The sequence below is a fragment of the Pseudofrankia coriaricola genome, assembly GCF_032027725.1.
GTDB lineage: Bacteria > Actinomycetota > Actinomycetes > Frankiales > Frankiaceae > Pseudofrankia.
Genome location: NZ_JASNFO010000093.1, coordinates 1 through 26,446, shown reverse-complemented (window position 1 = coordinate 26,446; position 26,446 = coordinate 1). Strand labels below are relative to the sequence as shown.

16 protein-coding genes are annotated in these 26,446 nt (G+C 75.2%); 6 read left to right on the top strand and 10 right to left on the bottom strand.

Annotated elements, in window-relative coordinates; all coding sequences use genetic code 11:
- Positions 1-123: 123 nt before the first annotated feature.
- From QOZ89_RS37700 to QOZ89_RS37675, 6 genes are all read right to left on the bottom strand, one after another.
- Positions 124-1,593, bottom strand: a complete 1,470-nt coding sequence (locus QOZ89_RS37700; protein ID WP_312628772.1) for an IS110 family transposase — start codon at positions 1,591-1,593, stop codon at positions 124-126.
- A 322-nt stretch (positions 1,594-1,915) separates the two neighbouring features.
- Entirely contained in the window at positions 1,916-3,544 is a 1,629-nt protein-coding gene (locus QOZ89_RS37695; protein ID WP_312628770.1) for a phytoene desaturase family protein, read from the bottom strand.
- 143 nt (positions 3,545-3,687) lie between these two features.
- On the bottom strand, positions 3,688-4,905 hold the full coding sequence (locus QOZ89_RS37690; RefSeq protein ID WP_312628767.1) for a glycosyltransferase family 2 protein: 1,218 nt from the start codon (positions 4,903-4,905) through the stop codon (positions 3,688-3,690).
- Entirely contained in the window at positions 4,902-5,909 is a 1,008-nt protein-coding gene (locus QOZ89_RS37685; protein WP_312628765.1) for a carotenoid biosynthesis protein, read from the bottom strand. The genes QOZ89_RS37690 and QOZ89_RS37685 overlap by 4 nt, the downstream gene beginning before the upstream one ends.
- 109 nt (positions 5,910-6,018) lie before the next feature.
- Positions 6,019-6,642, bottom strand: a complete 624-nt coding sequence (locus QOZ89_RS37680; protein ID WP_071048318.1) for a GNAT family N-acetyltransferase — start codon at positions 6,640-6,642, stop codon at positions 6,019-6,021.
- Between the two features lie 1,012 nt (positions 6,643-7,654).
- Positions 7,655-8,416: a hypothetical protein gene (locus tag QOZ89_RS37675; protein ID WP_071048330.1), complete on the bottom strand. Its 762-nt coding sequence runs from the start codon at positions 8,414-8,416 to the stop codon at positions 7,655-7,657.
- A gap of 530 nt (positions 8,417-8,946) precedes the next feature.
- Between QOZ89_RS37675 and QOZ89_RS37670 the strand changes: the two genes are divergently transcribed.
- From QOZ89_RS37670 to dinB, 6 genes are all read left to right on the top strand, one after another.
- Entirely contained in the window at positions 8,947-9,393 is a 447-nt protein-coding gene (locus QOZ89_RS37670) for an SAV_6107 family HEPN domain-containing protein (protein ID WP_241841653.1), read from the top strand.
- 107 nt (positions 9,394-9,500) lie between these two features.
- Positions 9,501-10,313 carry a DnaE2-dependent mutagenesis accessory factor ImuA' gene (gene imuA', locus QOZ89_RS37665; RefSeq protein ID WP_083418475.1) on the top strand — a complete coding sequence of 271 codons (813 nt, stop codon included), beginning with the start codon at positions 9,501-9,503 and terminating at the stop codon, positions 10,311-10,313.
- Positions 10,314-12,047, top strand: coding sequence for a DNA polymerase Y family protein (locus tag QOZ89_RS37660; RefSeq protein ID WP_312628759.1), 1,734 nt, complete (start codon positions 10,314-10,316; stop codon positions 12,045-12,047).
- Positions 12,048-12,343: 296 nt separating this feature from the next.
- Positions 12,344-16,375: an error-prone DNA polymerase gene (locus tag QOZ89_RS37655; RefSeq protein ID WP_312628757.1), complete on the top strand. Its 4,032-nt coding sequence runs from the start codon at positions 12,344-12,346 to the stop codon at positions 16,373-16,375.
- A gap of 383 nt (positions 16,376-16,758) precedes the next feature.
- Positions 16,759-17,559, top strand: coding sequence for a methyltransferase domain-containing protein (locus QOZ89_RS37650; RefSeq protein WP_071048320.1), 801 nt, complete (start codon positions 16,759-16,761; stop codon positions 17,557-17,559).
- Positions 17,556-18,881, top strand: coding sequence for a DNA polymerase IV (gene dinB / locus QOZ89_RS37645; protein WP_312628754.1), 1,326 nt, complete (start codon positions 17,556-17,558; stop codon positions 18,879-18,881). Before QOZ89_RS37650 ends, dinB begins: the two co-directional genes overlap by 4 nt.
- A 126-nt stretch (positions 18,882-19,007) precedes the next feature.
- Here dinB and QOZ89_RS37640 read toward each other — a convergent pair whose 3' ends face one another.
- The 4 genes from QOZ89_RS37640 to QOZ89_RS37625 all read right to left on the bottom strand — a co-directional run bounded on the left by QOZ89_RS37640 (position 19,008) and on the right by QOZ89_RS37625 (position 25,948).
- The gene (locus QOZ89_RS37640; RefSeq protein WP_071048321.1) at positions 19,008-19,403 is read right to left on the bottom strand and encodes an SCO2097 family morphological protein; all 396 of its coding nucleotides are present in this window, start codon (positions 19,401-19,403) and stop codon (positions 19,008-19,010) included.
- A gap of 333 nt (positions 19,404-19,736) precedes the next feature.
- Positions 19,737-23,288, bottom strand: a complete 3,552-nt coding sequence (locus QOZ89_RS37635; RefSeq protein ID WP_312628751.1) for a transglutaminaseTgpA domain-containing protein — start codon at positions 23,286-23,288, stop codon at positions 19,737-19,739.
- Positions 23,289-23,406: 118 nt separating this feature from the next.
- Positions 23,407-24,906, bottom strand: a complete 1,500-nt coding sequence (locus QOZ89_RS37630) for a DUF58 domain-containing protein (protein ID WP_083418479.1) — start codon at positions 24,904-24,906, stop codon at positions 23,407-23,409.
- Between the two features lie 10 nt (positions 24,907-24,916).
- Entirely contained in the window at positions 24,917-25,948 is a 1,032-nt protein-coding gene (locus QOZ89_RS37625; protein WP_071048323.1) for an AAA family ATPase, read from the bottom strand.
- Between the last annotated feature and the right edge of the window lie 498 nt (positions 25,949-26,446).

Here is a 26,446-nt window from a genome sequence, read left to right as displayed (position 1 = left end):
ACCTGACGCAACGTGGTCAGGCTCGCGCCCACCGGGGCACTTGGCCGCTGGTGGGCGTGGGGGCGGCGGTTCGGGTGTGGCTGCCGGCTGGCCCTTCTGTAGGCGAGGGTTGCGGGTCGGGCCTCAGGCTGCGGCGAGCATCGAGGCGGCTTCCTCGGGAGAGAGCCCGAGGTTTTTCATCTGCCGGGCCAGCGCGCGCTTGCGCTTCTCTGGGTCCTGTTGGCGGGTGTGGTAGTCCGCGCCGAGTTCCCGGAACGGCACCTGGTCGTGCACCATCCGCCAGATGATCGTCAGGATGGTGCGGCTGGTGGCGACGAGGGCCTTCAGCGCGCCGCGGCGGGCGCGTAACCGCCGGTGGCGTGCCCCGAGGAAGGTGTTGGTGCGTGCGACGGAGGCCGCGGCCGTGCCGAGTGTGCGGCGCACGTACCGGTTGCCGCGTCCGGTCCGGCCCATTCGTAGCGACGCCCCGGTCTGGATCGTGCGCGCGGTCAGCTTCGCCCACGACGCCAGGTGCCCGGAGGTTGCGAACGGGGCCATGTCCGTGCCGATCTCCGCGAGGATCAGCTGTGCGGCGTCCCTGCCGATCCCGGGGACCTGGTCGAGCAGGTCGACGAGGTCCGCGGCCGTCCGCGGCTCCGACCGGCCACCGGCGGGTGTGGGCGTGCCACCTGCGGGAGGGCCGCCGGCGCAGGCGCCGCCGGCGGGCGGGATGATTTCACCGGTGACCGGCGAGACCGTCCCGACCCCGGGCACCGCGGTGACCTCAGTGGCGCCGGGGGTGTCGGTGCGGCGGGCGGGCAGGGGCATCGCCGCGGTCATCTGATCGACCCGCGCGGACAGCGCGGCGAGTTGCTCGTCGAGCGCGTCGATCTGCACCAGGTAGATCGTGAGCATGAACGCGTCGTGGTCGCTGAACCGGCCGGTCAGCGCCGCGGTCAGCGCTTCCGGCGAGGCCTTCAGGCCCGTCCCGAGCGCCGCGAGCCGGCGCGGGTCGCGTTCCCCGGCCACCAGCGCGTCGAGGATCCGCCGGCCCGCGACCCCGAAGAGGTCCGAGACCACCGATGACAGCTTGATCAGCGCGCCTTCGAGCAGCTTCTCGCTGCGCTGCTTGACCCGCGTGCGGTCCGCGACGAGGTCGACCCGCATCCGGGTGACGTCCCGCATCCGGCGGATGTCCGCCGGGGGCACGAACGACCGTCGCAGCATCGAGCGCTCGTTCAGCTTCGCCAGCCAGACAGAGTCCAGCTTGTCCGTTTTGGGCCTTCCCGGGACGTTCTTCACATCCCGGGCGTTGACCAGCCACACCTCAAGGCCCCGCTCCTCAAGCAGGTAGTAGAACACCCGCCAGTAGTCGGACGTGCTTTCGACGACGACCCGCTGGACGCCCTGGCAGACCAGATGGTCGGCGAGTTCCTCCACCGCTGGGACCGTCGCGACGACGTCGAAGACGCGGGTGACCCGCCTGCCTTCCCGCGTGTCGTGCGGGACCCGCACGCACACCTTCCCGGACGCCTTCGCGACGTCGATCGCCGCCACCCGATCCAGGATCTGCTCGGCGTCGTCCACGACGACCTCGACCGAACCGTCCACCACATCCCCCAACCCGATCGATACCTACAGGTAGCGACCGCCCGGGGACCGACATGAGATCAACACTCTGACTGGCGTGCTCGAGGCACAGCGGGCGACCCGCACGGTCAAGATCCCTCGCCAAACTTTTGGACGGCTACGAAGGCCAAGCGACGGACGGCGTAGGACGGGCGATCAACCGCACCCTGTCACGCCGCCCCGTGCACGCCCGAACGGGCCCCGGTTTTCCCGCCGGGGCGGGGTGCCCGAAGGGCCAGGGGAACTTTTGGGGACGGGGGCCTCCGGAGGTGCGAAGGAGGAGCATTTTCGCACCTCCTTTGGCCCTCTAGGCGGGCCCGACCAGGTCGGCGACGATGCGGGCGGACAGGGTGACCAGCGGCAGGCCGCCGCCGGGGTGGCTGGAACCGCCGACGAGGAACAGCCCGGGCACCGAGGTCCGGTTCGGCGGGCGCAGGAAGGCCGCCCTGGCGCCGTGGGACGAGGTGCCGTAGATCGAGCCGCCAGGCGCTCCCGTGCGCCGCTCCAGGTCGGCGGGTGTGATCGTCTCGTGCCAGCGCAGCCGGTGGCGGACGTCGAGGCCGCGGGCCGCCATCAGGTCCAGGACACGCTCGGCGTAAGAAGCGGCGAGACCGGGGCGGTCCCAGTCGACGCCGGTGCGGGCCGCGACGGGCCGCGGCGCGTGCGGCGGGGCGTTGACCAGTACGAACCACGCCTCGCAGCCGGGCGGCGCGAGCGTCGGGTCGGGCGGCGCGCAGACATACACGGTCGGGTCGGTCGGCAGCCGGCCACGGAAGACGGCGTCGAACTCGGCGTCGTAGTCGGCGGGGAACAGCACCGTGTGGTGACCGGGGCGGGCCGGCTTCCCCGGCCCCCCAAGCCCGGTGGGCCTCCCAAGCCCGACAGGGCGGCCATGGCCTTCGAGGCCGCCGGAGTCGCTGGCGCGGTCAGGGCGGTCAGCGTCCCCAGCATCGTCGGAGCCGCCGGGGCGGGTGTCCGGGCCGAGAGCGAGCAGCAGGACGAAGCCGGACAGCGACGGCGTCGGCCGGGGCATGAGCCGGCGGCCCACGCCGTCGCCGCGCGTCCCGGCGAGCAGCCCGCCGTACACCGCGGCCGCGTCCGCGTTCGCGACCACGACATCCGCGGGCAGCCGGCCGCCGTCCGCGAGTACCACCCCGTCGGCCCGGCCGCCGGGCTCCCGGGTGATCGCGACGACCGGGGCGTCGACGCGGATCCTGGCCCGGCGCTCCCTGGCCCGCTGCGCGATCGCCTCGCCGAGCTGGAAGAGCCCGCCGGGCACGTACCAGCCGCCGTAGCGGCGCTCGACATGCGCGATCACGGCGAGCGCGGCGGGGGCACGGCGCGGGTCGGAGCCGGTGTAGGTCGCATAGCGCTCGGCGAACATCCGCAACCGCTCGTCGGTGAGGTAACGGGCGGCCAGGCCCCGCAGCGTCCGCCCCGCGGCCACCGCGGTGATGCCGCCGGGGTGGCGGCCGGCGAGGCGGGCCAGCCGGCCGGCGGACATCGGCTGGCCGAGGAACGTGTCCCTGGTGATCTCCCAGACCTTGGCCGCGTGCGCGTCGAACCGGGCCCACTGCTCGCCCGCCCCGGTGTGCAGGGCGTCGTCGAGTTCGGCGCGGAACTCGTCGTCGCCGGCGCGGGCCGCGAAGCCGGAGCCGTCGGCGAACCGGTAGGTGGCGATCGGGTCGAGCCGGCGGAACTCCAGCCCGGCCGGCGGTGGGCCGCCGGTGGCGGTGAACAGCTCCTCGAAGACCTCGGGCATGGTCAGGAGCGACGGGCCGGTGTCGAAGGAGAACCCGTCCCTGCTGTACCAGCCGAGCTTGCCGCCGACCTGGGAGGACTGCTCGCACACCGTGACGACATGCCCGGCGGCGGCCAGCCGGGCCGCCGCCGCGAGTCCGCCGACCCCGGCGCCCACCACCACGATCCTGGCCATCCGCCGACTCTACTGACCTTCGATCATGCCGGCGGCTGGTGCGCTGGCGACTAGTCCGCGTAACCAAGCCACAACAAGTGACGGCGCCTTTAGCGCAGCGCCAACTCAGCCACGTCCTCAGCCCGGCATCACACCCGCCACGGTCATATGCCTGTATCGGGCACCACGTGGGGAGGACGCTCTGCGTCCGATGGCGAGGCGGCGCGTCCAGCGCCCGCCTGCCGTAGGAGGCGGCCCTTCCAGTGCAGAGTGCCGCGGCGGTGACGCCACCAGGACAGCGTGGTCAGCCAGCCGAGGGCGCAGATCGACAGCGGGTGCGCGGCGGCGTCTGGCCAGGCGCGCCCGCCGGTGGCGCGGGCGGTGACCACCCGGCCGGCGACCCCGGCGAGGTAGCCGGCGAGACCGGCGTGCGACCCACGCAGCGCCGCGACGGCCGGCAGCACGAACAGCCAGCCGAGCAGCCCGACCTGACCGGCGCTCGCGGTCACGCGCCCGCCGCCAGCCGCCCACAGCGACTTGGCGTAGCCGTCGCGCAGCTCGGCTGCGCCGGTGTACATCCGGGTGGCGGCGAGCCGCGTCCCGTCGGCGACGACGCCGCGCCCGCCGGCACGCTTGACCGCCCGCAGCAGCGCGATGTCCTCCAGCACCTCGGCGCGCACCGCCGCGTGGCCGCCGGCGCGCCGGTAGGCGGCCGCGTCGACGCAGAGCAGCTGCCCGCCCGCCGCCGACAGCGACGGGCGGGGCGAGCGCTCGGCCGCCCGCAGCGGCAGCAGCGCCAGGAACGACCACTGCAGCAGCGGCTGGACCAGCCGCTCCGCCAGGCCGACCGCCTCCTGGCGCGGGTAGGGGCTGATCAGGTCCAGCCCGGTGTCGCGCAGCAGGGCGACGGCGCGGGCGAGCGCGTCCGGGGCGAGCGTGACGTCCGCGTCGACGAACACAAGAACTGTCCCGGTTGCCGTCTCGGCCGCCCGGGCACAGGCGTGCGTCTTGCCGAGCCAGCCGCCCGGCGGGCCCTGGCCGCGCTGGAGTACCACCCGCGGGTCGACGGCCGCGACGGCGGCGACCAGATCCGCGGTCGCGTCCGTGGAGGCGTCGTCGTGGACGATCACCTCGAGGTCGTCGACGCCGGTCGAGGCGAGCACGGCGGCCAGGCACAGCCCGATCGCGGCCGCCTCGTCGCGGGCGGGCAGCAGCACGGAGACCCGTTCGGCGGCGGTCCGCGCCGGCGGCGGCCGTCGCCACAGCCGCGTGTTGACGACGGTGTGCGCCGCGACCAGTACCGCCCCCGCGGCCCCGGCGCGTACCGCGGTTCGTGCCGCGGCCCGCGCCGCGTAGCGCACGGCCATCCGCGCGGGCGTCATCTGTGCTTCCTGGGCGGCGCGGATGGCCCGGTGCCGGCGGAGGCGTCGGTCAGGTCGCGCGGCGGGGTGCGCCGTTCGGTCGACCTCGCGGGTATCGGCCGGTTTGTCAGCCGGCGACGGACGGCTCGCGCGGCGGCGGGGAGCAGCGGCAGCGCCATGCCGACGCCGCCGGCGAGCGCGACCATGGGCTGGCCGAAGAAGACCAGGCAGGCGAGCACCCAGGATCCGTACGTCCAGCAGAGCAGTACCAGCGGGACGCCGTCGCCCGCCGGCCAGCGGCCCTGCTTCGGCGCTGGTCGGTAAGTCGCGTCCGGGAGCCGGTCGAGGAGCGCCACGAGGACCGTCCCGACCCCCAGCCATCCGGCGGCGTTGGTCAGGGGAATCCCGTTGAGGGTCGGCCCACCGCCGGGTGCCCACCTCCAGAAGCCCTCGGCGACCATCCGAGGGTCGAGAAAGAGGTCCCACCCGGCGAGCAGCACCCCACCGGCGATCGCGGTCATCGTCGCCCGACGCCACCGCCCGCTCGTCCTCCCGCTCGCCTGGTCACGCGCCGACCGCGGGCGCGTCGTCCACCGCTGACGGTCGTCGGGGATGCCGCTCACCGTGAACGCATCGAGGCAGTGTGTTCGCGGAGCGTTCGCCGGGCGGTCGGTCAGCCAGCGCGCGAGCAGGAGGGCCGGGTAGGTCATCATCGCCCAGGCGAGGAGGATGAGCGGCGGGACACCGACGATCTCGGGGCCGAGTCTGCCGGTGTAGGAGTAGCGGCCGAACGGCCAGCCTGTGTGTACGCCGACCACCTCGGCGGCGAAGCCGAGGCCGATCGTGAGGCCCAGACACCCGCTGGTGAAGGCCCAGCCGCGACGCAGGGCCGCATGGCTCGCTGAGGCGACGAAGAACGCCACGACCTGGCCGGCCGTCAGCCAGCGCCGCCCGCTTCCCCCCGCCGGCAGCAGCGGGTAGGGGATCTGGACGGCGACCACCAGCGCGGCCGCGAGCCACGGCACCCGGACCCACGCCGACCGAACCTGTCCTCGCCGCTTCGGCGGGAGCCCTCCTGGTGACAGGGGCGGCCCGCCCGCGGCACCGAAGCCGTGGGCCACGAGGGCGGCCCGCCTACAGGGCGCGGGCGGGACGGCCGAAGCGGGCCGTCACAGCGCCGCGCCGGCGCTGCGAGGCTGGCGGTGGCAGCTCCTTGCCGAGCACCCCATAGGGGGTGTAGCTGCCGGGGAAGCGGAAGTTGGACAGCAGCGGGACGAACCCCTCGCTGGCATAGAGCTGGCGGGCCCGGCTGTCCGGCAGCTCCAGGGCCGAGAGCGCCGCGGTGCGGTGCGGGACGTCGCGCAGCAGCTCCCGCAGCAGCGCGCGGCCGATGCCCTGGCCCTGGTAGTCCGGCAGGACGTGGAGCTCGACGATCTCCAGGCAGTCCTCCAGCCAGTACGCCGCCGCGGCCGGCGACAGCGCCGAGGCCACCACGTCGTGCCACCACTGCCCGACCCGGCCCGGCGTCGCGTAGGTGATGCCGACCAGGACGTCGTCGGCGGTGAGCGCGGCCACGGCGCGCAGGTCGCGCCGCTCGGTGTGCCGACGGGCATGGGTCATCCGGTCGCGCGCGGCGCGCACCGGGTCGGCCTCGTGGACGTCCAGGAAGGCGGCCTTGTAGACGGCGATCACTTCGTCGAGGCGGGCCCGCATGCGGGCGGGCGTCCAGCGCACCAGCCTGATGTCGGCACTCGCCAAGGCTCGCCTCGCAGGGGTTGGGCGCCTGGCCGAAGGAAGCGCGACAAGCTCGTCCTTCGCGCCTCCGTGAGCCAGATTTCAGCGTGGAGTCGGGAAGTCGACGATAACCCGCCGGTGCCTTCGCGCGCCCGGCGACGGGTGGGGCGGACCACGAAGAGGACAGAGGGCCATCAATCGATTACTTGGTCGCAGTCGGGGCGAGGCGCTGGACGCGCTCGCCCCGTGTCGGGCGCTGGGCGCCCTCCCCGCGTGGTTCCGGGTCCTGGCATATGGCGGTGGTGTGGCTGGGGCCGGGCTGACGAGGTGGCTGGGTTGGTATTGCGCCGATGCGCTGTCACTAACCGTGTCTGGGTTGTGCTTACTGGTTGTCGGGCGCTGGGCGCCCTCCCCGCGTGGTTCCGGGTCCTGGCATATGGCGGTGGTGTGGCTGGGGCCGGGCTGACGAGGTGGCTGGGTTGGTATTGCGCCAATGCGCGGTCACTAACCGTGGCTGGGTTGCGCTTACTGGTTGTCGGGCGTTGGGCGCCCTCCCCGCGTGGTTCCGGGTCCTGGCATATGGCGGTGGTGTGGCTGGGGCCGGGCTGACGAGGTGGCTGGGTTGGTATTGCGCCAATGCGCGGTCACTAACCGTGGCTGGGTTGCGCTTGCTGGTCGCTGGAATGGAGTCGCGGGCCGCCGCGCGGCTGGACATCCGAGCCCATGGGGTGTCCGTCGGTGCGCGACCGCGGCGCATGGAGTGATCCCACCATGATCATGAATGAATGCCTGAATAGCCGGGCTATCCGTTGGCTGTTGCCGCGGCGGCGAAGGTCCGCCTCACTCGTGACGATTCATGATCGTCGCGGGTGTGTCCTCGCGGTCGTGACCTGACTGATTTCGCGACTACGACAACACGATGATGGTGATCCACCGGCCGCGTGCTGGCGGTGAACGCTGGCGGGGCGAGGCGAGGCGGCATTGGAGGTCGGAGCCGGGTTCTTCCGGGCTTCGGGCGGCGCGGGCCCGACGGGCGCTACTGGCCGCCGGGGCGCAAGGGGTTGCGGCCGTCGAGGGTGCCATGGGCGGCGAGGACGGCGAAGCGGGCGAACAGCTCCTCGGCGTACCAGCCGATCTCGGGGGTGCGGCGGACGACGGCGGCGTGCGCCGGGCGCCCGTAGGCGAACGCGCGGACGGCGGCGAGGTCCGGCCAGACGCTGAATGTGCCCTGCAGGCCGATCGGGGCCTCCCCGATGCCGATCGCGAGCCGCGGCCCGGCGGTGGGGTCGGCGGCCAGGGCGGCGAGGTCCGCGGCGACCGGGGGAACGGCCCGCCAGAAGGTGACCGCGCGCCGGGGCGTGAGCCGGGCGCGGGTGAGCACCGCCACCGGCCCGGGCGGCGCATCCTCGGCCGCCCGGCGTCCCGGGGCGGGGCGGCCGAAGGGCTCGCGGCCGGACCAGCGGCCCCTGGCGGCGACGGGCTGTAGCCGCAGGTGGAGGTGCTCCTCGGCGGCGCGGGCCCAGGAGCGCGGGACGGCGGAGGTCGTGAACGCCTCGGCCGCCCGCTGGCTGTCCCAGGCGGCCACAAGTCCCCAGCGGCGCGGCTCGGCGTCCAGCGGGCCGAACGCGCCGGGGGTGCCGGTGCCGACCAGCCTGGCGAAGGTGAGCCCGGGGACGCGGCGCAGCCGCGCCCTGTCCAGCGCCATCCGGACCAGCGCCCCGCCGACCCGCCGGGCCGGCACCCGCCACAGATCGACGGTGACCAGCGGCGGGGCGGCGCCGTCGGCATCGGCGGGCATCACCGCCACCGCGGGGCGCCCCGGCCGTGCCCGGGCGCCCCGACGACCCCGCCGGCGGCGGGCGGCCCAGTCCCCGGCGCCGGGGCGGCGGAGTCGGTGGGAAAGCCGTCCCCACAGGGAGAACTCGCGGGCGAGACCGGCCGGGGACCGGCCGCCGCGGCGGCCCGACACGGCGTGGCCAGCGACATTGACGCCTCCTCTCAGCCGGGCTACCTTCAATTGTGTTCGAACCTTTGTTCGAACTGGGTAGGGCGCCGGGTCGGCGGTACTGACAAACCCAGCACTGACAAGGCCAGCACTGACGACACGAGCAAGGACGACGCCAGACCGGAGGGTGGGACATGACCAGCCAGCCGACTCCGCACCAGCCAACTCAGCCAGCGCCGCGCCGCCCAGCCGTGCGCCAGCAGCCCGTGTGCCAGCAGCCCACCCTGTACCCAGTACGGCATCGGCCCCCGCAGGCGCCACAGCCTCCGCTGTCCCAGCAGTCTGCCTCGGGAGTGCGACAGGTTTCCTCCGATGATCGCCGTGTGGCGGTCCCGGCGGCCGGGATGCCGCGCCGTTCCCGGGACGACCTGCTGGCCGCGGCCCGGCACGGGCTGGCCGAGGCGGCGTTCGCCCGCCCGGCGGGGGAGCGGTATGCCCTCGCGCACCTCGCCGCGCTGCGGGTGGCCGCGGCCGTGCTGGCGGACCGGGCGAAGCCCCGACCGGGCCGGCGCGGCCGGCCGGTAAGTGCCTGGCGGCTGCTGGCCCAGGTCGTCCCGGAGCTGGACGAGTGGGCGGACTTCTTCGCCGCGGGCGCACCGCGGCGGGCGGCGGCGGAGGCCGGGCTGTCGGTCGTGACCACCCGCGAGGCCGACGACCTCGTCCGGCAGGTGGAGATCTTCCTCGGCGTGGTGGAGGAGGTCCTCGGCCTGCCGTCCCAGCCGGCGCTCACCGGGACGGTGCCGGGAACGGCTCGTTCCGGGACGGACTAGGCGTGGCGCCCGCCAGGGCGGCCGATCCGGTCCGCCCCTCGCCTGGCGGCCCCTCCCGCGAGAGCCGGGGCATCCATGACGTGACTCGCGACGTCCGTGCGGCTCGCGTGACCTCCCCGGGCGAACAGCCCGTCACCGGGCTCGCCGCGCCGGTGGTGGCCGCGCTGCGGGACCTGCGGGAGCTGCGCGACCTGCGGGAGATCGCCGGCGGCCCGGATGGCCGTGCCGACCCGCCCGACCTCACCGACCCGGACCGGATGCTGCCGGTGCCGGCGGCGCTGGCCGCGCTGCTGCCCCGGCGCGCGCTGCCGCGCGGCGCGACGGTGGCCGTCGAGGGGTCGGCGGCGCTGCTGCTGACCGTGCTCGCCGAACCGTCCAGGGCCGGGGCATGGTGCGCGGTGGTCGGCTGCCCCGCGCTCGGCCTGCTCGCGGCGGCGGAGGCGGGGATCGCGCTGGAGCGGCTGGTCCTGGTCCCCGAACCGGGGCCGCGCTGGCCGGTGGTCGTCGCCGCGCTGATCGACGCCCTGGACGTGGTCGCGGTCCGCCCACCGGCGCGGGGCGGCGCGGCCGGGACGGCCAGCGCGCCCCGGCGGCTCTCGGCCCGGGCCCGGGAGCGGGGCTGCGTGCTGCTCCCGGTCGGGGAGGGGTGGGACGGCGCCGACCTGCGCCTGGCCGCCGAGGAGCGCTCCTTCCACGGCCTCGGGCAGGGGCACGGCCACCTGCGCGGCGCCCGGGTGCTGGTCCGGGTGTCCGGCCGCGGCGCCGCCGCCCGCCCGCGCCACGGCTGGCTCGCCGTCGCCGGCGCGGATCCCGTCGCCAGCCTGGACGGCGCCGCCGCCCGCTACGTCGGCGACGGGTCGCCGGCCAGGGGAGAAGCGCGGCCCGCGCCGGGGCCGCCCCCCGTCGAGGGGGCGGCCTAGATGCCTGTGCGGATGCTTGCCCTGCACTGCCCGGACTGGCCGACGACGGCCGCGGGTGCCGGCCCCGAGGTACCCGCCGCCGTCATCGAGGCGAACCATGTCGTGGCGGTGACCAGGGCCGCCCGCGCCGCCGGCGTGCTGCCCGGGCTGCGCCGCCGCGACGCCCAGGGGCGCTGCCCCGAGCTGCGACTGCTTCCCGCCGACCCGGAGCGGGACGCCCGGGTGTTCGAGCCGGTGGTGGCCGCCGTCGAGACCGTGGTGCCCGGCGCCGAGGTGACCCAGCCCGGCGACTGCCTCATACCAGTCCGCGGTGCCGCCCGCTACTTCGGCGCCGAGGCCCTGGTGATCGCCCAGGTCCGCGGCGCGGTCGCCGCCGCGCTGGCCGCCGTGGCGGCCGGTGGGCCCGCCACGGCCGGCGGGCCGCGCGGCTCGGCCCGCCGGAGTGGCCCGAGAGGCCTGGGCGACAGGGCCGGTCTGGCTGGCGGGGGAGGCCCGGGCAAGGGCGCGGCCGCGGCGGCGCTGTGCTCCTTCGGGATCGCCGACGGGCCGTTCGCGGCCGCGGTGGCCGCCCGGCTCGGCGAGACCGTGCCGGCCGGTGCCGGCGCGGGCTTCCTCGCGCCGCTGCCGGTGGAGCTGCTCGACCGGCCCGAGCTCGCCGGGCTGCTGCGCCGGCTGGGGCTGTCCACCCTGGGCGCGTTCGCCGCGCTGCCCGCGGGGGAGGTGCTCGCCCGGTTCGGCCCGGACGGGGCGCTCGCGCACCGGCTCGCCCGCGGCGACGACGAGCGGCTGCCGGCGCCGCGGGTGATCCCACCGGACCTCGCCGTCGAGACCGAGCTCGACCCGCCGGCCGACAACGTCGACCAGGTCGTCTTCACCGCCCGCCGGCTCGCCGAGGACGCCCACGCCAGGCTGCTGGCCGCGGGGCTGGCCTGCGCCCGGGTCGCCATCGAGGCCGAGACCGAGCACGGCGAGCACCTGCGCCGGGTCTGGCGGCACGACGGTCCGCTGACAGCCGCCGCTATCACCGACCGGATTCGTTGGCAGCTCGACGGCTGGCTGTCCGCCGCGAACGCGGCCGGCGAGCCAGCGGGGCGGGCCGCCCCAGCTGCGATCACTTCTTCCCCGTCGCAGCTGGGGCGGTCTCCCGAACCGGCCCGGGTCACCCGGATCCGGGTGACCCCACAGGACCTGCTCGCCGCCGACGGCCGCCAGCTGGGGCTGTGGGGGGAACCAGGAGCGGCCGACGGCCGGGTGCGCCGCGCCCTCGACCGAGTGCAGGGGCTGCTCGGGCCGGAAGCGGTCCTCACCGCCGAGGTGCGCGGCGGGCGAGACCCGCTCGCCGCGGTCCGGCTGGTGCCGTGGGGGGAGCCACGCGGGCCGCGTGGCCCGGCCGAGGCGGAGCGGGCCGCCGCCCCCTGGCCCGGCCGGCTGCCCCGGCCGGCGCCGGCCACCGTGCTCGTCGAGCCCCGCCCCGCCGAACTGCTCGACGTCGCCGGTGAGTCCGTCGTCGTCAGCGGGCGGGCGACGGCCACCGGGACGCCCGCCTGGCTGTCCGTCGACGGCCGCCCGCCGGTCCGGGTCGTCGGCTGGGCCGGGCCGTGGCCGGTCGACGAGCGGTGGTGGGAGCCCGCCGGCCGGCGCCGGGCCCGGTTCCAGCTGGTCACCGAGGACGGCTCGGCCTGCCTGTTGTTCGTCGAGGCCGGCCGTTGGTGGTGGGAGGCGTCATACGGGTGAGTGAGAGCGGCTCGGTGAGTGAGAGCGGCTCGCCTTGTTCGCCGCCCTTCGGGTGGCTCCGATGGCTCTCACTCAGATATCTGCTCCGGGGGCGACCCCCGGACCCCCGATGTCGCGCTTCGCGTGACTGAGGAGAGCGACGCGTAGCCCGGGAGTTGGCCGACGGGCGCGGGTGGAGATGGCCGCGGGGGCCGAGGTGACCGAGGTGCTGAGCGCGCAGGGGCGTTCCGGCGTGGGGGAGGTTCGTGGTGAGTTGGTGGAACCCGGCGGTTTCGTGGGCGGAGCTGGAGCGACGGATGTCCGGCCGCCCGGCGGGCCCGGACGAAGGGCGGGAGGGGCCGGGCGGCGACGGTGGGGACGCACCCGCGTGGACGCGGCATCGCGAGGCGTTCCGCCCCTCGCCGGAGCTGGTGGCCGCGGCGGCCGCGCGCGGCGGTGACGGCGCGGCGCTGGCGGGCGAACCATACGCGGAGCTGCACTGCCACTCCGCCTTCAGCTTCCTCGACGGGGCCAGCCAGCCGGAGGATCTCGTCGAGGAGGCCGCCCGGCTGGGGCTGTCCGCGCTGGCCCTCACCGACCACGGCGGTATGTACGGGGTGGTCCGGTTCGCGGAGGCGGCGGGCGAGGTGGGCCTGCCGACGCTCTACGGGGTGGAGGTCTCCCTCGACCTGGCCGCCCCGCGCCCCGGCGCGCCCGACCCTGACGGCGAGCACCTGCTCGTGCTGGCCCGCGACCCGGAGGGGTACCGGCGGCTGTCCAGGGCCGTGTCCGACGCGCACCTGGCCGGCGGGGAGAAGGGCCGTCCGCTGACCAGCCTGGACGTGCTCGCCGCCGCGGCGGGCGACGGGCACTGGCAGATCCTCACCGGCTGCCGCAAGGGGGTGGTACCGGCCGCCTTGGTCGCCGGCGGGGTCGAGGCCGCCCGGGACAGCCTGGACGGGCTGGTCTCCCGGTTCGGCCGGGACAACGTCGCCGTCGAGCTGTGGGACCACGCCCAGCCGCTCGACTCCGCCCGCAACGACACCCTGTACGAGCTCGCCCAGGACGCCGGGCTGGCCTGCGTCGCCACGAACAACGTCCACTACGCCACCCCGTCGGCGGGCCGGCTCGCCGCCGTGATGGCCGCGATCCGCGCCCGGCGCGCCCTCGACGAGATGGACGGCCATCTGCCCCCGGCCGGCTGCGCGCACCTGCGGTCCGGCGACGAGATGGCCGGCCGGTTCACCCGCTACCCTGGCGCGGTCGCGGCGGCCGCCCGGATCGGCGCCGAATGCGCCTTCGACCTGCGCCTCGTCGCACCCCGGCTGCCGGACTTCCCGGTGCCGCCCGGGCACACCGAGGCCAGCTGGCTGCGGTTGCTGACCATGCAAGGCGCCGCCCGCCGCTACGGCCCGCCGGGGCAGGAACGGGTAGGCGGCGCCTACGACCAGCTCGCCCACGAGCTCACCCTGATCGAGTCGCTCGGCTTCCCCGGCTACTTCCTGATCGTCCACGACATCGTCGAGTTCTGCCGCCGGGAGGACATCCTCTGCCAGGGCCGCGGCTCCGCGGCGAACTCGGCGGTCTGCTACGCGCTGGGCATCACCGGCGTCGACGCGGTCTCCTTCGGCCTGCTGTTCGAGCGCTTCCTCGCCCCGGAGCGCGACGGCCCGCCCGACATCGACCTGGACATCGAGTCCGGCCGGCGCGAGGAGGTCATCCAGTACGTCTACGGCCGCTACGGCCGAGACCGGGCCGCCCAGGTGGCCAACGTCATCAGCTACCGGTCCCGCTCGGCGGTACGGGACGTCGCCCGCGCGCTCGGCTTCTCGCCCGGCCAGCAGGACGCCTGGTCCACCGGCATCGACCGCTGGTCCCCACTGCCCGCCACCCCCACGACGCCGGCCATCCCGGCGCCCCCCGCCCCGCCCCCACCTGTCCCGGCCATCCCGGCCCAGGCGGCGGCCCCAGCCGCGGCGGCCCCGGCCATCGCGCCGCAGGCCGCGGCGGTGCCAGCCGCGGTGATCCCGGCCGTGGCGGTGCCGACCGGCACCGCGAAGACCGCCCGAACCGCCGGTGGGGCCACCGCCGCCCCGGCCACGCCCTCCGGGCCAGGCGCCCTGTCAGACGGTGTGGAGGATCCTGTCAGGCGCTATGGGGCCGAGGACGCCTGGGCGCGCCCCACACCGTCTGACAGGACGGCCGCTCGGCCTGAGGCGCCTGGCGGTACGGCCGCCCGCCCCGAGCCACGGGACCGGATCGGGCCGGAGATCCCGGATGAGGTGGTGGGGCTCGCCGGGCAGCTGCTGGGGTTTCCGCGGCACCTGGGCATCCACTCGGGCGGGATGGTGATCTGCGACCGGCCGGTGGCCGAGGTGGTGCCGGTGGAGTGGGCGCGGATGCCCGGGCGGACCGTCATCCAGTGGGACAAGGACGACTGCGCGGTCGCGGGGCTGGTCAAGTTCGACCTACTGGGCCTGGGGATGCTCGGCATGCTGCACGGCGCGTTCGAGCTGATCCGCGCCCACCACGGCCGCGACCTGGACCTGGGCGAGATCCCGCAGGAGGACATGGCGGTCTACGACATGCTCTGCGCCGCCGACTCCATCGGGGTGTTCCAGGTGGAGAGCCGTGCCCAGATGGCGACCCTGCCCCGGCTGCGCCCGCGCCGCTTCTACGACCTGGTCGTGGAGGTGGCCCTCATCCGGCCCGGCCCGATCCAGGGCGGCTCCGTACATCCCTACATCCGGCGCCGCAACGGCACCGAGAAGGTCACCTACCCCCACCCCCTGCTGCGCCGCTCCCTGGCCAAGACCCTGGGAGTCCCGCTCTTCCAGGAGCAACTCATGCAGATGGCCATCGACATCGCCGGGTTCACGGCGGCCGAGGCCGACCAGCTGCGCCGGGCGATGGGCGCCAAACGGGCGACCGAGCGGATCGACCGGCTGCGAACTCGCTTCTACGAGGGCATGGCCGCGAACGGGATCCTGGGGGAGACGGCCGACGAGCTGTACACGAAGCTCGCCGCGTTCGCGAACTTCGGCTTCCCGGAAAGCCACTCGGTGAGCTTCGCGTTCCTCGTCTACGCCAGCGCCTGGATCAAGCTCTACTACCCGGCGGCGTTCTGCGCGGCGCTGCTCAACGCCCAGCCGATGGGCTTCTACTCCCCGCAGAGCCTCGTCGCCGACGCCCGCCGCCACGGGGTCTCCGTCCACGGCCCCGACCTGAACGCATCCGCCGCCGGTGCCATCCTGGAGAACCTCCCGTCTCCCCGCCAGCCCGAGGCCGATGCCCCCGCCGGATCCGGGGTTCCTGCCAGATCGGCGACAGGGTCCCTGCTCGATCGGCGACAGGGTTCCTGCCGGATCGGCGAAGCTGATCGGGGAGGTCAGCGATCTGGGAGGTCAGCGATCGGGGAGGTCTGGGAGCACCGGAGGCCGGCGTTCCGGGAGATCCGCTGGGAGGCCATGGCGCCGACCGGCCCGCGCGAGGCCGGTGAGGCCGGTGAGGCCGAGCCCGGACCTGCCGATCCGACGGGAAATCCGGCAGCCCCGGCCCCGGCAGCCCCAGCGGCGACGTTGGGAAGCCCAGACGCCGGCTGGGTGGTGAATGCGGACCAGGCGGCCGGCTGGCATCCGGCCGTTCGGCTGGGCCTGGCCGGGGTGCGCCTCATCGGCGCGGCGAACGCCGAGAAGATCGTCTCCGCCCGGGAGAGGGACGGCCCCTACCGGGACCCGGCCGACCTCGCCCGCCGGACCGGCCTGGCCGCCGCCCAGCTGGAGGCGCTCGCCACCGCCGGCGCGTTCGGCTGCTTCGGGATGGCCCGGCGGGAGGCGCTGTGGGCGGCCGGCGCCGCGGCCCAGGCCCGCCCCGGCCGGCTCGAGGGGATGACCATCGGCGCCGACCCGGCGGTGGTCGCCGCCTACCTGCCCGGGATGACCGACGCTGAGGAAGCCGTCGCCGACCTGTGGGCGACCGGGATCACCCCGGGCCGGTACCCGACCGAGTTCGTCCGGGACCGGCTGGACGCGCTCGGAGTGGTCGTCGCCTCGGGACTGGCCGGGCTCGACGCGGACCGGCGGGTCGTGGTCGCCGGCGTGGTCACCCATCGGCAGCGCCCCGCGACCGCCGGCGGGACCACCTTCCTCAACCTGGAGGACGAGACCGGGCTGGTGAACGTCGTCTGCTCACGCGGGGTCTGGGTCCGCCACCGGACGGTCGCGACATCCGCGGCCGCGCTGATCGTCAGCGGGAGGCTGGAGAAGGCCGACGGCGTAGTGAACGTGATCGCCGAACGCCTGGAACGCCTCCCGATCGCCGTCGCCCGCCGCTCCCGGGACTTCCGCTAGGGCGCCGCTGGCTCGAAGGTCGCTTGCGCGACCTCTCGCCGCGGCGCCTGTCGGGCGCCTGGGGCGCCCTCTCAGCCTGGATCCGGGGCTGAGGTGTATGGCCGGGGCTGGTGTGGGTCGGGGTCGGGATGTGGTTGCGGTGGCGGTGCGCCAATGCGCTGTCGCTACTGGTGGCTGGGTTTGGGACGTTCGCTCATGATCTCCTGTGGCATGAGGGGCGCCGTCGCCGGGTCGCTTCCGTTCGATTACCATCGGTTACTTTGGGGGAGCCGTTGTTACCGAGCGTAGGGGTGCCCGATGTCCCGATGGATAATGGCGGTCGCCGGTGTCTCCGTGGGTGGGCTGGTCGTCGGCGTGGTCATCGGGTTCTCGCTCCCGGCCCGATGACGGCCGCCCGGCCGGCCGCCCCCTCGTCGGACCCGCGGCACGCGGCCGTGTGGCGGGCGCTCGCGGACGTCCTCGCCGTCACCGGGCCAGTCGGCGCGGGACTCACCGTCGTCGACGCCGGCGGGGGCAGCGGCGGCTTCGCCGTGCCGCTCGCCCAGCGAGGGCACCGGGTCACGGTCGTCGACCCGAGCCAGGACGCGCTCGCCGCGCTCGCCAGGCGCGCCGCCGACGCTGGTGTCGCCGACCGCGTGACCGGCCGCCAGGGCGACCTGGCCGAGCTCGCCACCGCCGCCGGCCCGGCCGTCGCCGCCGCCGGTGGCGCCGACCTGCTGCTCTGCCACGCCGTCCTGGACCAGGTCGAGGCCCCCGAGCAGGCACTCGCCGCGGCGGTACGGGTGCTGCGCCCCGGCGGCTGGCTGAGCCTGCTCGTCGCCGGCCGGCCCGGTGCCGTGCTCGCCAGGGCGCTCGCCGGCCGGTTCGGCGAGGCGACCCGGATACTCACGGACCCCACGGGCGAGCCGGGGCTGGGGGAGCCGACCCGCCGCTTCGACACCGCGGAGGCCATGTCCCTGGTGCGCACGGCCGGCGCCGAGGTGGTCGCGGTCCACGGCGTTCGGGTCTTCGCCGACCTCGCGGTGCCGCCTCCACCCGCCCGCGGCGAGGGCGAGCGGGAGCCGCCCGCCGCCTGGGCCGACCAGCTTGCCGACCTGGAGGCCGCCGTGTCCGCCCGTCCGCCCTATCGCGACCTGGCCGCCCAGCTGCACGTACTCGCCCGCCGCGCCCCGGCCGCCCCATGACCAGCCAGACTGGATCGGTGGGCTCGGCGGAAAGCGACATCCTGCACGTCGACATGGACGCGTTCTTCGCCGCGGTGACGCTGCTCGCCCGTCCCGAGTTACGCGGCCAGCCGGTGATCATCGGTGGCGGGCCGCGCGGGGTGGTGCTCTCCGCGACCTACGAGGCGCGTGCCTACGGCGTCCACAGCGCCATGCCGCTCGCCCGCGCCCGTCGCCTGTGCCCGTCTGCGCTGGTGCTGCCGCCGGAACGGGACCGCTACCAGGAGGTCTCGCGACGGGTGATGGCGGTCCTGCGGGACGTCACCCCGCTGGTGGCGCCGCTGTCCGTGGACGAGGCGTTCCTCGACGTCTCCGGCGCCCGCCGGCTGTTCGGGACCCCCGCCGAGATCGCCGGGATGATCCGCGCCAGGGTGCTCGTCGAGGAGGGGCTCACCTGCTCGGTGGGCGTCGCGCCGACGATGTTCGTCGCGAAGATCGCCTCGACCAGGTGCAAGCCGGACGGCCTGCTCGTCGTCCCGCCCGGCGAGGTGCTCGCGTTCCTGCACCCGCTGCCGACGTCCGCGCTGTGGGGAGTCGGGCGGGCCACCGAGGCGGCGCTCGGCCGGCTCGGCCTGCGCACCATCGGTGACATCGCCGACTGCCCGCTGCTCACCCTGCGCCACGCCCTCGGCGACGCCGCCGCCCACCATCTGCACGCGCTCGCCCACGGCCGCGACGAGCGCGCCGTCGACCCGGACACGACCGAGGTCAGCATCAGCGCCGAGCACACGCTGTCCGTCGACGTCGCCGAGATGGGCCAGCTCGCGCGTGAGCTGCTGCGCCTGTCCGGCCAGGTGGCCCGCCGGCTGCGGGCACGCGGCCGGGCCGGCCGCACGATCGGGATCAAGATCCGGTTCGCGGACTTCACGACGGTCACGAGGGCGCGCACGCTGCGTGAGCCCACCGACGTGAGCCAGGAGATCTACCGCACGGCCCTGGCCCTGTTCCAGGAGGCGGGGATAGCCGGTCGGGCCGTCCGGCTCCTCGGCGTCCGCGCCGCGAGCCTCACCGACGCCGGTTCCACCGGTCACCAGCTTGCCTTCGACGAGCGCCCCGCCGCCTGGTCCCAGCTTGACCGCGCCACCGACGCTGCCAGCCACCGCTTCGGCGCGGGCGCCGTAGCCCCCGCGAGCCTCCTACCCCGCCCGCCCCGGACGCCACCCGTCCCGAAGCGCGACGAGCCCGGACGGAGCGAACCCAGCGGTTCAGCTGCAGCGGCAAGCAACCGGGCTGGGCGCGGAGGCGCGCCTCGCGGAGGCCCTCCTACGAGCGAAGCGATGTAGGGGGGCCGCAGCGAGGTCGCCGGAGCGCCCGTGAGCGCAGGAGGACGGCGCGCGGAGGTCCCGTGGGAGCGAAGCGAGTACGGGGCCGGAGCGCGCCGCCCGGACGGAGCGAACCAAAAATACAGGTCACCCCTCCCAGCGTCGGCGCCAGCGCTCCTCGAAGCGCTCGGTGATGCTGGGGCGGGTGCGGCGGCGGGGGGCGCCGCCGCCGCGGCGGCCGTGGTCGACGCCCCGGCCGCTCATGCGGCGCAGGTCAGCGGAGCCGCGCACGGCGGCGGTCAGCATGATCGAGAAGCCGAGAATGCCGAGGACAACGGTCAGCACCGGCATCTGGCTGAGCACGACGCCGACAATCAACATCGCGAGTCCGAGGACGAACAACACCGCGTTGCGGCGAATCCGGCGGACCAGATAGGTACGCGGAGTAGCCGAGCGGACAGTGCTCGCAAACTTCGGGTCGTCCTCGACAAGAGCGCGCTCGATCTGCTCGAGCATGCGCTGCTCGTTCTCCGAGAGCGGCATCGACGCTCCTCCCACGGCCGGTAGGACGAACCTAACCAAGGATAGGCATCCGAGAGCGGGCGCGGTAGGCAACCGGCCATCCTAGGTACCCAGCCGTTACACCGAATAGGTACCCCGAGGACGCTCGGGTCCCCGGGTGCGTGCTTCTGGTTCGTGGTCGCGTCCGTTGGGCCGCCTCTGGCCGATAGGCCAGAGACAGCCCAGCGTCGCCACCCCTGTAGAACCAAGCGTAAACAAGCAACCGGGCATGTGGTCCCGCGGACAGCCCAACCTACGTCCCGACCCTGGCCGCAGCGGGTCGCGACGAGGCCGGCCAGGTCAGGAACGGCCAGGTCAGGACCGGCCGGCGGGCTCGGGGGGCTCCGCGGACTCGCGCCCCGGAGCCGGGCCCGCCGCCGGCGGCGAGGCCGGGTCGACGGAGCGGCGCTGCCAGGCGCGCTCGTCGGCCGCGTACGCACCGGACCGGGTCAGCCTGCGCAGAACGGACGGCGGGGCGACCTGGGCGACCAGCCGGCGGCTGCGCGGCGCCACGGCCAGCAGGGTGTCGATCGCCGTGGTCACGTCGGCCCCGATGGTGCCCGCGCCCTCGCCGAGCGGGGTGCCCGGCGGGGCGTAGCGGACCCGTTCCTCGGCCCAGCCGATCCGGCCGAGCGCCGCCCGCGCCGCGACCACCCGCTCGTCGTCCGCCTCCGGCCCCGCCGACAGGTAGGAGGACAGCCGCGCGACCACCATCCGCGGCGAGTCGCTGGGCCGCAGCGGGATGCCGAGGTCCGTCGACACGTCCAGCAGCTCCGCCCAGCCGGCCCGCACCCGCGCGCTCGCCCGGGCGGACGCGTCGCCGGCCGTGTCAGCCGTGGCCGCGTCCGCCCGCGGGCCTACCCGCAGCCGCCGGCGTCGGATGACCCGCCGCGCGATGGCCGGCGCGAACAGCAGACCGAGCGCGGCGAGCGCGACCACCAGCCAGATCCCGACCCACAGCGCGATGTGTGCCGCGCGCCCCGTTCCGCCCTGTTCGCCCGTCTCCCCGCCGGTGCCGGCGCCAGCCCCGGGGGTCGCGGTCGCGGCCGGTTGTTGCCCGGTCTCACTTTGGTGCTGGTCCGAGCCGGGTGACCATGTGCTGTCGCCGAGCCCGCGCAGCTCGCCGACCGGGGTCGGGTTGAAGCCGATCCAGCCCGTGCCGGGCAGCCAGACCTCCGTCCAGGCGTGCCTGTTGCCGTCCTTGTAGAGCAGCGTGCCGTCGGCCTGCGGGACGCCGAAGGCGAAGCCGGTCACGACCCGGGCGGGGATGTCGAGCGACCGGGCCATCGCCGCCATCGCCGTCGCGTAGTCAACGCAGAAGCCACGTTTCGTGCCGAACAGGAAGTTGGCGAGCGTACCGGCGACGGCGTCCTGGTCGTAGGCGAACGTGGGTCCGCGCAGGTAGCGCTCGAGCGCGCTGACCTTGTCGTAGTCGCGGTGGTAGTTGGCCGTCAGCTCCCGTGCCAGTGACTCGACCCGCGGGTCGATGGTGGCGGGCAGCGCTCGGTCGACGGCCAACTCGGCGGGTATCGCTCCGGTGGCGGCGCGCTGGGCGGCCGTCGGCGTCGGGATCTGGGACTGCACCGTGTAGGTGGCGCCGGCCGCCGACGTGCCGACCGTGGCGTAGAGGGTGCTGGTGGCCTTGTTCAGCCACCAGTCGCCCTCCAGCCCGGTGACCGACGCCGGAACGCCGGGCACCGGCAGCTCGGTTTCGTGGAAGCCGGGGTGGACGGCGACCGTCGCGGTGACCGCGGTCGTCGCGACGCCCGCCGCGGGCCCGGGCAGGCCCGCGGCCAGCGCCGTGTCATCGGCGCCGGGGAGGCGCACCGACGTGAAGCGTTCGCCGTCGAACGTGTCCAGCGCGGTCTCCCGCAGGAACACGTTCTTGAAAGCGGCCGGGTCCGCGGTCCGCACGCTCAGTCTCGGCGCGCTGAGGTCGGTCTGGCGCAGGCTGTCGGCGAGGTCGGCGGTCGAGCGGCCCTCTGGGTTCGCCGGCTGCGGCCCGTCCGCCGGGCCCGCGCTCTCCGTCGTGCCCGGCTGGCTTCCGCCAGGCGTCGGGGTCGCCGGCTGCGTCTGGCCCGGGGTGGACGTGCCCTGACCGGCCGGGGCCTGGCCCGGGTCGGGCGCGTAGTTCGGCGCCGGGGTGGCACCGTCGGTGCGCGGGGTCGGCTCGAAGGCGATCCAGCCGGTGCCGGGCAGCCAGACCTCCGGCCAGGCATGCGCGTCGCCGTTGCGGATCAGCCGGCTGCCGTCGGCCTGGCGGATGCCGTCGACGAAGCCGACGGCCACCCGCGCCGGAATCCCCAGCGACCGGACGAGCACCGTCATCGCCGAGGCGAACTGCTCGCAGTAGCCGCGCTTGCTCCCGAAGAGGAACTCGGCGAGTGCCCCCGGCTTGTTCGTCGGCGCGCCGTTGAGGTCGTAGGTGAAGGTGCCACCGCGGAAGTAGTCCTGGATGGCGCGGACCTTGTCGTAGTCGGTGGAACGCCCCTGGGCGATCTGCCGCGCGAGCTCGCCGACCCGCGGGTCGACGCTCTTCGGCAGCATGACGTCCTTGCCGAGGTTCGGCGGCCGCGGCCCGCCGGCGGTCAGCTCCCGGGGCGTCGGAGCCGGGGTGGCGGCGGTGACCGTGTAGGTGATGCCGGACGCGTTGGCGTGGGCGGCGAAGATGGTGCCGGTCGCCCGGTCGAGGCGCCAGTCGCCGGTGAGGTCCTTGACCGACGTCGGGAGGCCCGGCACCGGCAGGTAGACGTCCGGGTAGCCGGGCTTGATGGAGATCGTCGCGACGGTCTCAGTGATGGTCAGGCCGGCGGGCGGGCCGGGCAGGCCATGCTCGATGCGGTCGTCGGTGGTCGCCTCCAGCTGGCGCATGTTGAAGGCGCTGCCGTCGAAGTCGTCCAGCGCCACCTGCCGCAGATGCAACGGGGCGTCCGGGTCGTTCGGCCGCAGCACGGTCATCACCGGGCGGTCGGGGTTGTCGTGCAGCCGCTGGGTGAGCGTCGCCATCGGCGGGCTCACCTTGGTCTGTGAGCTTCCGGGGCCGTTCCCGCTCGCCGCCCCCTTGTCGCGGTTGACCAGGCCGTTGCCGTTCAGCGACGGCGTGACCACCGGGACCAGCACGGCGAGCAGCACGGCGCCGAAGGCGACCCGGCCGGCCAGGCCACCCAACAGCAGCTGGGAGCGTCCCTGGCCGTGGGTGGTGACGAGACGTCCCCACCGCCCGATCACGGAGCGCCCGTCGAGCATGAGCAGCGCCAGGAAGCCGAGCACGCCGAGGGCGAACGGCGCCACGCCGACGCCGCCGGGCAGCACGGCGGCCGGCACCGCGAACAGCCCGAGCAACGGCAGCCCGGCCAGGGTCGGCCGGCGGGCGGCGACCGTCAGCAGGTCAACGACCAGCGCGACGAGCGCGACGCCGAGAACGGTCAGCACGACCAGGCCTGGCCGGCTCGGCACCGGCGCGGCCAGCCGAGACATGTCGCTTCGGCCGTCGGACATCAGCTCCGTCAGGCGCGCGAGGCTCGCACCGTTCGGTATGAAGCCGAGCCAGGCTTCGGCACGCGTGCACAGCCCGGTGAGCGTGAGCAGGAGGCCGGCGAGGCTCAGGACGATGGTCGCGGACGGGCCGAGGCCGGCGCGGCGGCCGAGGGCGGCGAGCCCGACGACCACGAGGACGGCCAGCAGCGCCGGGCCGAACCACCACCACAGACCGCGGAACAGCGGTGTGAGGGCGAGCGCGCACATCAGCGAGGCGAACGCGCCCACGGCCGTGGGCACCCACTGCTCCTGCGCGCTGGAGCGGCCGGCGCCCAGCAGGGCGGTGCGCCGCCGGCCGGCGCTCGCGCCCGGCTGGTTGGTGGCGGGCATGGCGAGCCGGGGTCCCCCCCGATCTGCCTCCCTGTCCGGGCCAGGGCCAAACGTGCGGGACGACATAGACCCGGGTCTGGCAGATCGGCGGGGAGGCTGGGTCATGCCGGCACCTTGTTCATCGTGAGACCTCGTGAGCGTCGCCGTCGCTGTAGCCGTCGCGCCCAGCCCCGCGGCGTTGCCAGCGCTCATCGAGGCCTTCGGTGATGCCGCGGCGGTCGCGATCGCCTGGGGCGCCGTCGTCAGTGGTCAGGGCGGTGGCGGCCGTGCCGCCGGTCGGCCCGGTCCCCGGGGCATTGGCCGGGCCGTCGCCCCGGCCGGCCCAGGGGGCGGCTCCCAGCCAGGGGGTGCCCGGCCGGGAGCCGGCGCGCGACCAGCCGGACGCGTACCGGACGGCGGGCAGCGTCACCCGCGGCCACTCGTCGATGAGCCGGCTGCCGCGCCCGGTGACGAGCACCCGCCAGCCGGCGCGGGTGAACGCCAGCTCGGAGCCGGCGAGGTCGGTGGTGGCCGCCGGGTCCTGGCCCCAGCGGGACAGGTCGACGAGCACGGCGACAGCCGGCGCCGAGCGCGGCCGCATCGCGCCGAGCTTGCGGGCCACAGGCGGCGAGGTATGCCCGAGGACGAGCACCAACATCCCGCCGTCGCCGGCCGCGACCGCCGCGTAGGCCGCGTTCGGGTCGAACGTCGGGACCTGGGTCACCGTCGAGAGCTCGTCGAGCAGCGGGTTCACGTTGCCGGCTGCCGCGACGGCCGCGAGCCCGCGATGGGTGACCAGCCGGACGCCGTAGCCGCTGCGCGCCAGGTGAGCGCCGATCGAGCCGGCCGCGCTGACCGCCCACTCGAACGGTGACTCCGGGCCGACGTAGTGGCCCCACGACCCCAGATGGTCGTCGAGCAGCACGGTCGCGCCGCCCACCCGTGGCTTCTCCTCCCGGCGGACCATCAGCTCACCGACCCGGGCGGTGGTGCGCCAGTGCACCCGGCGCAGGTCGTCGCCAGACCGGTACGGCCGGGTGGTGACCTCGTCCTCGCCGTGCAGCGCGGAGCGACGCCGCGTCGAGACGGCGGCGTACGGCTCCGCCCGGGTGCCGGGCAGCAGCTCGATCGCCGGCGTCACGACCAGCTCGTCGCGGCTGCGGAACGCGCGGGTCAGCTCGCAGAACCCGAACGGGTCGGCGAGGCGGATCGACATCGGGCCCAGCTGGTAGCGCCCGCGGTGCGTGGCGCGCAGCTCGTAGGACAGGTCCCTGGTGCCGCCCGGCTCGATCCGGTCGAGGACGAAACGGGCGCGGGCGCCGAGCGCATCCGGTACCCGGTCCTCGACGAGCAGCACCGACGTGGGCAGCCGGCTCATGTTGTCCAGCCGGACATGCACCTGCGCGGTCCGGCCGGCGGCGACCCGAGGCGGGTCGATCCGTCGGGTGCAGGCGAGCCGGTAGCGCGTCCTGGAGACGAACACCGCGGCCGACAGCGGCAGCAGCACAAGTAGAAGAGCCACCCGCAGCAGGTCCTGCTCGCCGAGCACCAGCGCGGAGACGGCGCAGGCGCCGCCCGCGGCCAGGAACGAGCGGCCGCGGACGGTCAGTCCGCGCAGGGCGGCGGCGAGGTCGCGCACCGCGTGTCCGTCAGTGCCCGCGTCGCGGCGGCCGGGCGGCCGGGCCGGGACGGGGGATCGGCGTGCGGGCGACGATGTCCGCGAGCAGCCGCGCGGCGATGTCGACAACCGGGTCGCCGGACATCGCCAGCTCCGGGCGCAGCAGCAGCCGGTGGGCGAGCACCGGCACCAGCAGCGCCTGAACGTCGTCGGGCAGGACGAACGACCGGCGGTCGAGCGCGGCCGCGGCCCTGGCGGTGCGGATCAGGTGCAGCGCCGCGCGCGGGGAGGCGCCGAGCGTGATCTCCGGGTGGCGGCGGGTGGCGCCCACCAGCTCGACGACGTACTGGCGGACCTCGTCGGCGACGTGCACCCCGCGCACCAGGGAGCTCATCTTGGCGATCTCGGCGGCGGAGGTGACCGGGACGACGTCCGCCAGCGGGTCGGCGTTGCCGTGGCTGTCGAGCATCGAGAACTCGGCGGCGGGCGACGGGTAGCCCATCGAGATCCGGGCGGTGAAGCGGTCGCGCTGCGCCTCCGGCAGCGGCCGGGTGCCCTCCATCTCGACCGGGTTCTGGGTGGCGATCACCATGAACGGCGACTCCAGCCGGTAGCTGACGCCATCGACGGTGACCTGCTGCTCCTCCATGCACTCCAGCAGCGCGGACTGGGCCTTCGGCTCAGCGCGGTTGATCTCGTCGCCGACGACGATGTTCGCGAACACCGGGCCGGGGCGGAACTCGAAGTCGCGGGTGCCCTGGTTGTAGACGCTCACGCCGGTGACGTCACCGGGCAGCAGGTCGGGGGTGAACTGGATGCGGCGCACCCGTGCGTCGATCGAGCGGGCGAGCGCTTTGGCCAGCATCGTCTTGCCGACGCCGGGCACGTCCTCGATGAGCAGGTGGCCCTCGGCCAGCAGCACGACGAGCGCGGCTCTGATCGCCTCGGGCTTGCCGTCGATCACCCCGGCCACCGAACGCTGGATCCGGTCGGCCACGTCTGCCAGCTGGCCGAGATCGCCAGCTGGGTCGCGCCAGTGCAGGACTCCTGGCTCCGTAGCCACCTAAGGCCCTCCTCCGGGATCAGCGGATCGGTCCGGCCCCCGGCGGGAGCTTTCCATTCCCGAGTGTGACATCTCAACGGGCCATCCTTGCGTGCAAGGGGCGCCAAACCGTCAACCGGGGGAGGCGCTTCGCGCCCGTACGCGGTGGCGTGGTGCGCCGTAGTGACGCCGGTGGTCGGCGCTCGCAGGGCGGCGTCCGACGTCGCCGGCCCCGTCCCCACAGGTTCCGGGGCGGGGCTAAAGGCTGTTTCTGGTTCGCTCCGTGCGGGCGGCGCGCTCCGGCCCCGTACTCGCTTCGCTCCCACGGGACCTCCGCGCGCCGTCCTCCTGCGCTCACGTGCGCTGCGGCGACCTCCGCTGCGGCCCGACCACGTCGCTTCGCTCGTGGCCGGGCCTCCGCGGAGGTGCGCCTCCGCGCCAGCTCGGTTGCGTCACGCTGTACGTCGCCAACCCGAAGCCGCCGTCTCGGGGGGCTACGTCGCTTCGCTCGTGGCCGGG